This is a genomic window from Pseudomonas sp. ChxA (assembly GCF_030263855.1).
GTDB lineage: Bacteria > Pseudomonadota > Gammaproteobacteria > Pseudomonadales > Pseudomonadaceae > Aquipseudomonas > Aquipseudomonas fluorescens_CB.
The window spans coordinates 762,501-775,250 of record NZ_JARPMK010000001.1 but is presented as its reverse complement, the minus strand read 5'-3'; the positions used below and the strand labels follow the sequence as shown (position 1 = coordinate 775,250).

Genomic DNA, 12,750 nt, shown 5'->3' with positions numbered 1-12,750 from the left:
GTCACGTGTTATTCGGTTTCCAGATCGATATCGATGCCGAGGGAACGAATTTCTTTGATCAACACGTTGAAAGACTCGGGCATGCCCGGCTCCATACGGTGATCGCCGTCCACGATGTTTTTGTACATCTTGGTCCGACCGTTCACATCGTCCGACTTCACTGTGAGCATTTCTTGCAGAGTGTATGCAGCACCGTATGCTTCCAGTGCCCAGACCTCCATCTCCCCGAAACGCTGACCACCGAACTGAGCCTTACCACCCAGCGGCTGCTGGGTAACCAGGCTGTAAGAACCGGTAGAACGAGCGTGCATCTTGTCGTCTACCAAGTGGTTCAGCTTCAGCATGTACATGTAGCCAACAGTAACCGGGCGCTCAAACTTGTTGCCGGTACGGCCGTCGAACAGCTGCATCTGGCCGCTTTCTGGCAGGTCTGCCAGTTTCAGCATGGCCTTGATTTCGCTTTCCTTGGCACCGTCGAACACCGGGGTAGCCATTGGAACGCCGCCGCGCAGGTTCTTCGCCAGATCCAGGATTTCCTGGTCGGAGAAGGTGTCCAGCTCTTCGTTGCGACCGCCGATCTCGTTGTAGATCTCGTGCAGGAACTTACGCAGGTCAGCAACCTTGCGCTGCTCTTCGATCATACGGTTGATCTTCTCGCCCAGACCTTTGGCCGCAAGGCCCAGGTGGGTTTCGAGGATCTGACCAACGTTCATACGCGAAGGTACGCCCAACGGGTTGAGGACGACGTCGACCGGAGTGCCATTGGCATCGTGCGGCATGTCTTCAACCGGCATGATCACGGAGACCACACCTTTGTTACCGTGACGACCGGCCATCTTGTCGCCCGGCTGGATGCGGCGACGGATTGCCAGGTAAACCTTGACGATTTTCAGCACGCCTGGAGCCAGGTCATCGCCCTGCTGCAGTTTGCGCTTCTTGTCTTCGAACTTGTCGTCCAGCAGACGGCGGCGATCAACGATGTAGGCCTGGGCCTTCTCGAGCTGCTCGTTCAGAGCATCTTCAGCCATGCGCAGTTTGAACCACTGGCCGTGCTCAAGACCGTCGAGGATTTCGTCGGTGATGTCCTGACCTTTCTTCAGACCTGCGCCGCCTTCAGCCTTGTGGCCTACCAGAGCGGAACGCAGACGTTCGAAAGTTGCGCCTTCAACGATACGGAACTCTTCGTTCAGGTCCTTGCGGATCTCGTCGAGTTGGGTCTTCTCGATGGACAGTGCACGAGCATCACGCTCAACGCCGTCACGGGTGAAGACCTGTACGTCGATGACAGTACCTTTGGTACCGGTAGGTACACGCAGGGAGGTGTCTTTAACGTCGCTGGCTTTTTCACCGAAGATGGCACGCAACAGCTTCTCTTCCGGAGTCAGTTGGGTCTCGCCTTTCGGAGTGACCTTACCGACCAGAATGTCGCCTGCGCCAACTTCAGCACCTACGTAAACGATACCGGCTTCGTCCAGCTTGTTCAGTGCAGCTTCACCCACGTTCGGGATGTCTGCAGTGATTTCCTCTGGCCCAAGCTTGGTGTCACGTGCCACACAGGTCAGTTCCTGAATGTGGATCGTGGTGAAGCGATCTTCTTGAACCACACGCTCGGACAGGCAGATGGAGTCTTCGAAGTTGAAGCCGTTCCATGCCATGAACGCGATGCGCATGTTCTGACCCAGTGCCAGTTCACCCATGTCGGTGGACGGGCCGTCGGCCATGATGTCGCTACGCTGAACGCGATCACCCTTGCTCACCAGCGGACGCTGGTTGATGCAGGTGTTCTGGTTCGAGCGGGTGTATTTGGTCAGGTTGTAGATGTCGACACCGGCTTCGCCAGTTTCAACTTCATCATCGGCAACACGAACCACGATACGGCTGGCATCAACGGAGTCGATCACACCGCCACGACGGGCTACGACGCAAACGCCGGAGTCACGGGCTACGTTACGCTCCATGCCGGTACCTACCAGCGGCTTGTCGGCGCGCAGGGTTGGTACAGCTTGACGCTGCATGTTGGAACCCATCAACGCACGGTTGGCGTCATCGTGCTCCAGGAACGGGATCAGCGACGCTGCAACCGAAACTACCTGCTTCGGCGAAACGTCCATCAAGGTGACGTCTTCCGGCGCCTTGACGGTGAACTCGTTCAAGTGACGAACAGCTACCAGCTCGTCGATCAGGACTTTCTTGTCGTTCATCGTGGCCGAAGCCTGAGCGATCACGTGATCAGCTTCTTCGATGGCAGACAGGAACACGATCTCGTCGGTGACCAGAGCGTCTTTCACCACGCGGTACGGGCTTTCGAGGAAGCCGTACTGGTTGGTGCGCGCATAAGCGGCCAGGGAGTTGATCAGACCGATGTTCGGACCTTCCGGCGTTTCGATCGGGCAAACACGACCGTAGTGCGTCGGGTGTACGTCACGAACTTCGAAGCCTGCACGCTCACGGGTCAGACCGCCCGGGCCCAGTGCGGAAACACGGCGCTTGTGGGTGATCTCGGAGAGCGGGTTGTTCTGGTCCATGAACTGGGAAAGCTGGCTGGAACCGAAGAACTCTTTCACCGCCGCAGCCACTGGCTTGGCGTTGATCAGGTCTTGCGGCATCAGGCCTTCGCTTTCAGCCATCGACAGACGCTCTTTGACCGCACGCTCAACACGTACCAGGCCAACGCGGAACTGGTTCTCGGCCATTTCGCCTACGCAGCGAACACGACGGTTACCCAGGTGGTCGATGTCATCGACGATGCCTTTACCGTTACGGATGTCGACCAGAGTCTTCAGTACCGCGACGATGTCTTCCTTGCACAGCACGCCCGAACCTTCGATTTCGGTACGACCGATACGACGGTTGAACTTCATCCGGCCGACCGCAGACAGGTCATAACGCTCAGGGCTGAAGAACAGGTTGTTGAACAGGGTCTCGGCAGCGTCTTTGGTTGGTGGCTCACCAGGACGCATCATGCGATAGATCTCGACCAGCGCTTCCAATTGGTTGCTGGTGGAGTCGATCTTCAGTGTGTCGGAGATGAACGGACCGCAGTCGATGTCGTTGGTGTACAGGGTCTCGATGCGAACAACCTGGGCCTTGGCGATTTTTGCCAGGATTTCGGTGTTCAGCTCGGTGTTGCACTCAGCCAGGATTTCACCTGTAGCCGGGTGAACGATAACCTTGGCGGTGGTGCGACCCAGGACGTAGTCCAGAGGCACTTCCAGCGACTTGATGCCGGCTTTTTCGATCTGGTTGATGTGGCGCGCGGTAATCCGGCGACCCGCTTCAACGATCACTTTGCCGTTTTCGTCCTGAATATCCAGAACGGCGATTTCACCACGCAGACGCGAAGCAATCAGCTCCAGGCTGAGAGTTTCATCCTTCAGGCTGAATACGTTGGTGGTGTAGAAAGCGTCCAGCACCTGCTCAGTGGTGTAACCGAGCGCGCGCAGCAGTACCGAGGCCGGCAGCTTGCGACGACGGTCGATACGCACGAACACGCAGTCTTTCGGGTCGAACTCGAAGTCCAACCACGAACCGCGGTACGGAATGATCCGCGCGGAGTACAGGAGTTTACCGGAGCTGTGCGTCTTGCCGCGGTCGTGGTCGAAGAACACGCCCGGGGAACGGTGCAGCTGGGAAACAATAACACGCTCGGTACCGTTGATTACGAAGGTACCGTTCTCAGTCATCAGTGGGATTTCGCCCATGTAGACTTCTTGCTCTTTGATGTCCTTGATCGCTTTGTTCGACGATTCTTTGTCGAAAATGATCAGGCGGACTTTTACCCGCAAAGGTACGGCGTACGTAACACCGCGCAACACGCATTCTTTGACATCAAATGCCGGTTCGCCCAGGCGATAACCCACGTACTCCAGCGCAGCATTGCCGGAGTAGCTGATGATCGGGAAAACGGATTTGAAGGCCGCATGCAGGCCCACGTCGCGGAACTGATCTTTGGTCGCTCCCGCCTGCAAGAATTCACGATACGAATCCAGCTGGATAGCCAGAAGGTACGGGACATCCATGACGTCCGGCAACTTGCTAAAGTCCTTGCGGATACGTTTTTTCTCAGTATATGAGTAAGCCATCAGCGTTCCCCAGCTTGGTCACCTGCTTGTTTGGCCCCTCCGACGGGAGCAGCCAGAAAATCTTGCAAACCCCATGGTTTGCACCACCGCATCGGGTGGCTACAGCGCGTAATTGGCGGCGACCGAGTCGACAGCCAAGAACGGAAAAAGGCCGGTGGCAAGAGCCACCAGCCATCAGCCTTCAGCTTAACGCTTGGGCTGGAGACGCAAGGTCGATGCTTACTTCAGCTCGACTTTAGCGCCTGCTTCTTCCAGCACTGCTTTAGCTTTGTCAGCGGCGTCTTTCGACACTGCTTCCAGAACCTGGGCAGGAGCGCCGTCAACTACAGCCTTGGCTTCTTTCAGGCCCAGACCGGTCAGTTCACGAACTGCCTTGATCACGTTTACTTTCTTCTCGCCAGCTTCCAGCAGCATGACGTTGAATTCGGTTTGCTCTTCAGCAGCAACAGCAGCAACAGCTGGGCCAGCGGAAGCAGCGGCAGCGGAAACGCCGAATTTTTCTTCGAAAGCTTTGATCAGCTCAACAACCTGCAGAACCGACATTTCAGCTACGGCGTTGAGGATATCTTCTTGGGAGATAGACATTACTGTATTTCCTGAATTGGGGGACGGCCTACGCGGCCATCGAAATAAACAAAAATACGCGAAAGGAGATGCTCAGCCTTAGGCTGCGGCAGCTTCTTTTTGCTCGCGAACTGCGGCCAGAGTACGAGCCAACTTGCTGGTAGCGCCTTGAATCACGCTCATCAGCTGAGAAATAGCTTCGTTACGGGTCGGCAGTGTTGCCAGTACGTCGATTTGGTTAGCTGCGAGGAACTTGCCCTCGAACGCAGCTGCCTTGATCTCGAACTTATCCTGACTCTTGGCGAATTCCTTGAACAAACGGGCAGCAGCACCCGGGTGATCTTTGGAGAACGCAATCAGAGTCGGGCCGGTGAACACGTCGTTGAGAACACTGTATTCAGTGTCAGCAACAGCGCGCTTGAGCAGGGTGTTACGTACAACACGTACGTATACGCCAGCTTCACGAGCCTCTTTACGGAGTCCGGTCATAGCGCTTACTGTCACACCACGGGCATCAGCCACGACAGCGGACAGAGCAGCTTTGGCAGCCTCGTTGACTTCAGCGACGATGGCCTTCTTGTCTTCGAGATTAATTGCCACGGGTTTAACTCCTGCTTGTTACCGTTTCATCTGGCCGAAGCCGGATGTCGTTTTGGTGTCTGATTCGGTAAGGAACCGGGAGCACCATCTGCGTAGGCTTGAGGTTTAAGGCTTGCGCCGCCTACGGTCTTGGATAGCCCCCGCCAGGCAGGGACCCCAATTTTTTCAATTGGCGCGATCTCTCGCACCAACGTGTTTCTTATACGTCCAGCGAGCCTTGGTCGATGACCAGACCTGGGCCCATAGTGGTGCTCAGGGTAACGCGCTTGACGTAGATACCTTTCGAGGAAGCTGGCTTGATACGCTTCAGATCAGCGATCAGGGCTTCAACGTTTTCCTTCAGCTTGACGGCATCAAAGCCGACTTTGCCAACGGAGGTGTGGATGATGCCGTTTTTGTCGGTGCGATAACGAACCTGACCAGCCTTGGCGTTTTTAACCGCGGTAGCTACGTCTGGCGTTACGGTGCCGACTTTAGGGTTAGGCATCAGGCCACGTGGACCGAGGATCTGACCCAACTGACCTACAACGCGCATTGCATCCGGGGAAGCAATAACTACGTCGTAGTTCAGGTCGCCGCCTTTCATTTCGGCAGCCAGGTCGTCCATGCCAACGCGATCAGCGCCGGCGGCCAGAGCAGCTTCAGCTGCCGGGCCTTGGGTGAAGACAGCAACACGTACAGTCTTGCCAGTGCCGTGTGGCAGCACAGTAGCGCTACGAACGACCTGGTCGGATTTACGTGGGTCAACACCCAGGTTTACAGCAACGTCAACGGACTCGCTGAACTTGACAGTCGACAGCTCGGTCAGCAGGGCAGCGGCGTCTACAAAGTTGTAGGCCTTGCCTGCTTCGATTTTGCCGGCGATAGCCTTTTGGCGCTTGGTCAGCTTAGCCATTACACACCCTCCACGTTAAGGCCCATGCTACGAGCAGAACCGGCGATGGTACGCACGGCTGCATCCATATCAGCTGCAGTCAGATCCGCGTTTTTGGTTTTCGCGATTTCTTCCAGCTGAGCACGAGTTACGGTGCCAACCTTAACGGTGTTAGGACGAGCGGAACCGCTAGTCAGACCAGCAGCTTTCTTCAGCAAAACCGAAGCCGGGGTCGACTTGGTTTCGAAAGTGAAGCTACGGTCGCTGTATACAGTGATGATCACTGGAGTCGGCAGACCTGGCTCAAGACCCTGAGTACGGGCGTTGAAGGCCTTGCAGAATTCCATGATGTTCACGCCGTGCTGACCCAGAGCCGGGCCGACAGGTGGACTTGGGTTGGCCTGAGCGGCCTTCACTTGCAGCTTGATGTAAGCGGTAATCTTCTTGGCCATGAGGCACTCCAATTACGGGTTCAAACGCCTCGAAAGGCTCCCCGGTTACTTGCGCGTTTATCCCAGTGACGACAAAACCCCACAGCCTAAGGCTGCGGGGTTGGGATGCTTGCTCAGCTAGACCTTCTCGACCTGGCTGAACTCCAACTCTACCGGAGTAGAGCGACCGAAAATGAGCACTGCCACTTGGATCCGGCTCTTTTCGTAGTTAACTTCTTCGACGGCACCGTTGAAATCAGCAAACGGACCATCTGTGACACGAACAACCTCACCCGGCTCGAACAACGTCTTCGGCTTAGGCTTGTCGCTACCGTCAGCAACCCGACGCAGAATCGCTTCCGCCTCTTTGTCGGTGATCGGAGCAGGCTTATCAGCAGTACCGCCGATGAAACCCATAACACGAGGAGTGTCCTTGACCAAGTGCCAAGTACCTTCATTCATGTCCATCTGAACCAGCACGTAGCCAGGGAAGAACTTGCGTTCGCTTTTGCGCTTCTGGCCATTCCGCATTTCAACCACTTCTTCAGTGGGAACCAGAATTTCGCCGAAGCCATCTTCCATGCCTGCGAGCTTTACGCGCTCTAGCAAAGAGCGCATAACATGCTTCTCGTAACCCGAGTAAGCATGCACAACGTACCAACGCTTAGCCACGGGACACCCTTAGCCAACAATCAAGGAAACAAGCCAGCCGAGCAGGGAATCAAGCCCCCACAACAGCAACGCCATAACCAGAACAACAGCCACAACAATCAACGTGGTCTGCGTGGTTTCTTGGCGAGTCGGCCAAACGACTTTACGAATTTCGGTGCGAGCTTCCTTTACCAGGACCGCGAAAGACTTGCCTTTGGCAGTCTGCAGGCCTACAAAGGCAGCTACAGCAGCAAGGGCGAGCAAAGCGAGTACACGGTACAGGATCGGCGAAGCAGAGTAGTACTGATTGCCAACAACGCCTACGACCACCAATGCGACTACGGCGAGCCACTTGACGAGATCGAAACGAGAGCTTTGAGCTTCAGCCTTAGGAGTCATCTATGAAGATCCTGTGAAAAGAAAGCCAGACACACCACGTGAATCTGGCAGGTCAGGAGGGAATCGAACCCCCAACCTACGGTTTTGGAGACCGTCGCTCTGCCAATTGAGCTACTGACCTAAAACAAAATCAGGCCGACCATTATGCAGGCCTGAAAAAGACTTTACAACAACCAACCCCACTAGACCTGAAATCACTTGGCAACAAGACCAAATGCAACACCAACAAGCCGAGGCAGCTGTTAAAACAAAGGCAGATATTTTCATATCTGCCTTGTTATATGGAGCTCTTGAGCGGATTTGAACCGCTGACCTCACCCTTACCAAGGGTGTGCTCTACCAACTGAGCTACAAGAGCAAAACACATTGCACAACCTGCAAACTTGGAGCGGGTAGCGGGAATCGAACCCGCATCATCAGCTTGGAAGGCTGAGGTTCTACCACTAAACTATACCCGCGGAGCTTGCAGCTCACGCTAAAAATGGTGGAGGGGGAAGGATTCGAACCTTCGAAGTCGTAGACGTCAGATTTACAGTCTGATCCCTTTGGCCGCTCGGGAACCCCTCCTAAGCGAGCCGGCATTCTACATCACGCCGGCCTTCTGTCAAGCATTTTCTCATTAAAAATATGAGGTTAGCTGCGTTGACCTTCGCTTCACCTTGTAGACCGTAAAGGTCTTCACTGCGAAGCGGGCGCCATTCTATGCAAACTATTCGACAGTTGCAACGCCTTCGCACAACATTATTTTATGTTTTAACTCATTGAATTCCTTAGCAAGGTTTTCAAACGGCAGATCGTCGGCCAGCCTCCTGCTTTCAGGGGCGACACGAAGCCAATAGCCGGAGGCATCAGGCGTATTGAGCAGCTGCACTTTGGCCTTTATATCCAGGCTTATGAGGCGCTGCTCGACCGACAGCGCCTGGCGCTGGTCAGCAAAGCCACCGATGTATAAACAGGTATTTTGTACGTCAGGCGCCTTTGCCCGGTCACGCCGGGCCATGGGGCCAGAGGACTCACTCAATAAGCGAATATCCTGTTGAGAGCCCTTGTAAAGGCTCAGAGGCGTTACATCTTTAGCACGCAACGGGGCTTCCTGTTGATGCCAGATGTAATAGAAGGCATTGAGAACGAGCAAAAGCAGAAACAGCCAACGCATAAATACCTCAGGACAAAGGGCACGCCATCGCCAGGCCAACAAACACGAGATCAGGAACGAAACGAGCCTGAGGCACAGCATCAGAGACGAGGTCCGCATCCCCGCCAGTCAGAAAGACGGTGAAATTATCCCCCCAATAGCTTCGAGCCAATTCGAGCTGGGTCAAGACGAACCCCCTGAGCATCAGCGTGCAACCTCGCTCAACGGCCTCAACGGTTGTGCGCCCTGGCGTGAGGCGCGCCAAGGCCTGCTCTGCCGCAATATCGTCATAGCGGATCTTGCGCGTGTGCGTTCGCAACTGGCTGCGCATGAGCGGCATCCCTGGGCAAATGAATCCGCCAAGATGCTCACCATCGGCAGCAATAAAGTCCGCAGTGGCTGCGGTACCGAAATCGAGCACCAGGCACGCACCTGATGCCAACTTGAAACCGCCCAGCATTGCCAACCAACGATCTAGCCCAAGGCGCTCAAACTCTTCGTAGCCGTTACGTACACCCGCCGCCTCTCTCGCTGAGACAGCACAAGACACAACAACCCCAAATGCCCCCTGCAATGCCTCAACCAACTGGCCGGTCTCCTCGGAGGCCCGAACACTTACCAGGCGACAGCGCGTCAATGAGAGCCCCGGAATCGCTATCAGACCTTCGATCAACTCGAGGTCCGAACCGACAACACCCTCAGCGGACGCCTTGGCCGCAGGCGAATCGAGTACACGCCACTTGATAAAACTATTCCCACAGTCGAGCTCAAGAATCATCACGCAACCTCAGGCTTAGCTCACCGCCGCTGTATATTTTCTCGACGCCCGCGACGCTCAGCCGCAGCGCGCCCTGGTGATCAACACCCAGCACCACACCATCAATCTGGTTAACACCCGCGATAAGAGATACAGCCTTACCCTGCCACAAATGATTTCGCTCCCACTCTTCCTGAAGCGCAGCAAAACCGAAAGCCTTATGTCGCTCCAGGTGACTTTGCAGTTGCAGCCCAAGACGTGCGACCAAGTGATTACGGTCGACAGGGGAACCCGTCTCCAATTGCGCCGACGTCCACTGCTGATCGACCTCTGAGGCTTTCTGCATATTTACGTTGATCCCTACACCGAGGACAACGTGGCAAAAGTCGGCGGGATCTCCGACCAATTCCAACAAGATACCGGCAATTTTTTTCTGCCCAACCAGGACGTCGTTCGGCCACTTCAATGCGGCACCCTGGACACCTAGCTCACGCAGGGCCTGCATGACTGCCAATCCGACGACAAGACTAAGCCCCTCCAACTGCCTCAACCCGCCGTCAATGCGCAATACAAGGCTGTAATACAGGTTTTGAGCGAACGGACTGACCCACTTACGACCCCGCCTTCCCCTTCCTGCCGTTTGCTGTTCGGCAAGCACCAGAAACGGCGCTGCGCAACCAGCGTCGACGAGGCGCAAAGCCTCGGCGTTGGTGGAGTCTATGGAGTCAGAGATGTAAACAGGCCACGCCAAAGCAGGTGCATGCTCTTGAATTTCTTCAGCGCTCAAGAACACCAATGGAGATGCTAGCTGGTACCCCCTGCCGCGGACTTTATGAATGGGCAGGTTCAATTCAGACTCCAGATGCTGGAGCTGCTTCCAAACAGCACTGCGGCTGACACCCAGGGCAGCACCCAGCGCCTCTCCGGAGTGGAATCGACCATCTTTCAGAAGTGTTAACAACGTCAGCATGCAAGCATCGCCTCACAATGAGGCACGCATGATAGCCATGCGCAAGGTCATTGCATAGAAAGGACAGGATTTAGCCCTGGAGGCGGCTGCAAAGCGGGCTTTCGTCGCATCTCAGCCTGGGCCAGTTGTGATTAACCCCACTCGTGAGCGAGATTTACGCCTAGACGAGCGCCCAAAACAAAACCCCTGATTGCGTTAGCAATCAGGGGTTTCGGAATTTAATCTTGACGATGACCTACTCTCACATGGGGAAACCCCACACTACCATCGGCGATGCATCGTTTCACTACTGAGTTCGGGATGGGATCAGGTGGTTCCAATGCTCTATGGTCGTCAAGAAATTCGGGTACTGAGTCGTAGCCAGCTGGCTTCGCTTCAGCAAATTGGGTATGTGACAGCTTTCGGTGTTTTGTGAGCGTCGAACTTTCGGTTCATCTCGTCTTCACACACCGCAATCTGATGCTCTCTCGAGAAACAAATTGCTTGGGTGTTATATGGTCAAGCCTCACGGGCAATTAGTATTGGTTAGCTCAACGCCTCACAGCGCTTACACACCCAACCTATCAACGTCGTAGTCTTCGACGGCCCTTCAGGGGACTCAAGGTCCCAGTGAGATCTCATCTTGAGGCTAGTTTCCCGCTTAGATGCTTTCAGCGGTTATCTATTCCGAACATAGCTACCCGGCAATGCCACTGGCGTGACAACCGGAACACCAGAGGTTCGTCCACTCCGGTCCTCTCGTACTAGGAGCAGCCCCTCTCAAATCTCAAACGTCCACGGCAGATAGGGACCGAACTGTCTCACGACGTTCTAAACCCAGCTCGCGTACCACTTTAAATGGCGAACAGCCATACCCTTGGGACCGGCTTCAGCCCCAGGATGTGATGAGCCGACATCGAGGTGCCAAACACCGCCGTCGATATGAACTCTTGGGCGGTATCAGCCTGTTATCCCCGGAGTACCTTTTATCCGTTGAGCGATGGCCCTTCCATACAGAACCACCGGATCACTAAGACCTACTTTCGTACCTGCTCGACGTGTCTGTCTCGCAGTCAAGCGCGCTTTTGCCTTTATACTCTACGACCGATTTCCGACCGGTCTGAGCGCACCTTCGTACTCCTCCGTTACTCTTTAGGAGGAGACCGCCCCAGTCAAACTACCCACCATACACTGTCCTCGATCCGGATAACGGACCTGAGTTAGAACCTCAAAGTTGCCAGGGTGGTATTTCAAGGTTGGCTCCACGCAGACTGGCGTCCACGCTTCAAAGCCTCCCACCTATCCTACACAAGCAAATTCAAAGTCCAGTGCAAAGCTATAGTAAAGGTTCACGGGGTCTTTCCGTCTAGCCGCGGATACACTGCATCTTCACAGCGATTTCAATTTCACTGAGTCTCGGGTGGAGACAGCGCCGCCATCGTTACGCCATTCGTGCAGGTCGGAACTTACCCGACAAGGAATTTCGCTACCTTAGGACCGTTATAGTTACGGCCGCCGTTTACCGGGGCTTCGATCAAGAGCTTCGCGTTAGCTAACCCCATCAATTAACCTTCCGGCACCGGGCAGGCGTCACACCCTATACGTCCACTTTCGTGTTTGCAGAGTGCTGTGTTTTTAATAAACAGTCGCAGCGGCCTGGTATCTTCGACCGGCATGAGCTTACGGAGCAAGTCCTTCACCCTCACCGGCGCACCTTCTCCCGAAGTTACGGTGCCATTTTGCCTAGTTCCTTCACCCGAGTTCTCTCAAGCGCCTTGGTATTCTCTACCCAACCACCTGTGTCGGTTTGGGGTACGGTTCCTGGTTACCTGAAGCTTAGAAGCTTTTCTTGGAAGCATGGCATCAACCACTTCGCTAACTAAAAGTTAGCTCGTCATCAGCTCTCGGCCTTAGAATCCCGGATTTACCTAAGATTCCAGCCTACCACCTTAAACTTGGACAACCAACGCCAAGCTGGCCTAGCCTTCTCCGTCCCTCCATCGCAATAACCAGAAGTACAGGAATATTAACCTGTTTTCCATCGACTACGCTTTTCAGCCTCGCCTTAGGGACCGACTAACCCTGCGTCGATTAACGTTGCGCAGGAAACCTTGGTCTTTCGGCGTGGGTGTTTTTCACACCCATTGTCGTTACTCATGTCAGCATTCGCACTTCTGATACCTCCAGCAAGCTTCTCAACTCACCTTCACAGGCTTACAGAACGCTCCTCTACCGCATCACTTACGTGATACCCGTAGCTTCGGTGTATGGTTTGAGCCCCGTTACATCTTCCGCGCAGGCCGACTCG

General features: G+C 54.9%; 10 protein-coding genes, 4 tRNA genes and 2 rRNA genes (1 of these 16 cut by a window edge). All 16 read right to left on the bottom strand.

All coding sequences use genetic code 11. The annotated features are described in order from the left end of the window. Positions 1-8: 8 nt before the first annotated feature. Positions 9-4,082, bottom strand: a complete 4,074-nt coding sequence (rpoB, locus tag P5706_RS03325; RefSeq protein ID WP_200432044.1) for a DNA-directed RNA polymerase subunit beta — start codon at positions 4,080-4,082, stop codon at positions 9-11. A 219-nt stretch (positions 4,083-4,301) separates the two neighbouring features. Then, the gene (rplL, locus tag P5706_RS03320; protein ID WP_010566858.1) at positions 4,302-4,667 is read right to left on the bottom strand and encodes a 50S ribosomal protein L7/L12; all 366 of its coding nucleotides are present in this window, start codon (positions 4,665-4,667) and stop codon (positions 4,302-4,304) included. Positions 4,668-4,745: 78 nt separating this feature from the next. Further along, the gene (rplJ, locus tag P5706_RS03315; protein WP_056861893.1) at positions 4,746-5,246 is read right to left on the bottom strand and encodes a 50S ribosomal protein L10; all 501 of its coding nucleotides are present in this window, start codon (positions 5,244-5,246) and stop codon (positions 4,746-4,748) included. A gap of 199 nt (positions 5,247-5,445) precedes the next feature. Beyond that, positions 5,446-6,141, bottom strand: coding sequence for a 50S ribosomal protein L1 (gene rplA, locus P5706_RS03310; protein ID WP_003232403.1), 696 nt, complete (start codon positions 6,139-6,141; stop codon positions 5,446-5,448). Continuing rightward, positions 6,141-6,572, bottom strand: coding sequence for a 50S ribosomal protein L11 (rplK, locus tag P5706_RS03305; protein ID WP_003176435.1), 432 nt, complete (start codon positions 6,570-6,572; stop codon positions 6,141-6,143). Before rplK ends, rplA begins: the two co-directional genes overlap by 1 nt. 117 nt (positions 6,573-6,689) lie before the next feature. Next, positions 6,690-7,223, bottom strand: coding sequence for a transcription termination/antitermination protein NusG (nusG, locus tag P5706_RS03300; protein ID WP_285678555.1), 534 nt, complete (start codon positions 7,221-7,223; stop codon positions 6,690-6,692). Positions 7,224-7,232: 9 nt separating this feature from the next. Beyond that, positions 7,233-7,601, bottom strand: a complete 369-nt coding sequence (gene secE / locus P5706_RS03295) for a preprotein translocase subunit SecE (RefSeq protein WP_003194658.1) — start codon at positions 7,599-7,601, stop codon at positions 7,233-7,235. A gap of 45 nt (positions 7,602-7,646) precedes the next feature. Beyond that, positions 7,647-7,722: transfer RNA gene (locus P5706_RS03290), tRNA-Trp, on the bottom strand. A 161-nt stretch (positions 7,723-7,883) separates the two neighbouring features. Continuing rightward, positions 7,884-7,959 (bottom strand) — tRNA-Thr (locus P5706_RS03285). A gap of 26 nt (positions 7,960-7,985) precedes the next feature. Then, positions 7,986-8,059: transfer RNA gene (locus P5706_RS03280), tRNA-Gly, on the bottom strand. A 24-nt stretch (positions 8,060-8,083) separates the two neighbouring features. Beyond that, positions 8,084-8,168 (bottom strand) — tRNA-Tyr (locus tag P5706_RS03275). 142 nt (positions 8,169-8,310) lie between these two features. Further along, a complete protein-coding gene (locus P5706_RS03270) occupies positions 8,311-8,757 on the bottom strand; it encodes a hypothetical protein (RefSeq protein ID WP_200432043.1) in 447 nt (148 codons plus the stop codon). Between the two features lie 7 nt (positions 8,758-8,764). Further along, complete coding sequence (locus tag P5706_RS03265; protein ID WP_285678554.1) at positions 8,765-9,514, bottom strand: pantothenate kinase; 750 nt, start codon at positions 9,512-9,514, stop codon at positions 8,765-8,767. Continuing rightward, positions 9,504-10,463 (bottom strand): bifunctional biotin--[acetyl-CoA-carboxylase] ligase/biotin operon repressor BirA, encoded by a 960-nt coding sequence (gene birA, locus P5706_RS03260; RefSeq protein WP_285678553.1) that lies wholly within the window; start codon positions 10,461-10,463, stop codon positions 9,504-9,506. Before birA ends, P5706_RS03265 begins: the two co-directional genes overlap by 11 nt. 222 nt (positions 10,464-10,685) lie before the next feature. After that, positions 10,686-10,801 (bottom strand): 5S ribosomal RNA (rrf, locus tag P5706_RS03255). Positions 10,802-10,957: 156 nt separating this feature from the next. Then, positions 10,958-12,750 (bottom strand): 23S ribosomal RNA (locus tag P5706_RS03250); it runs 1,099 nt beyond the window's last position.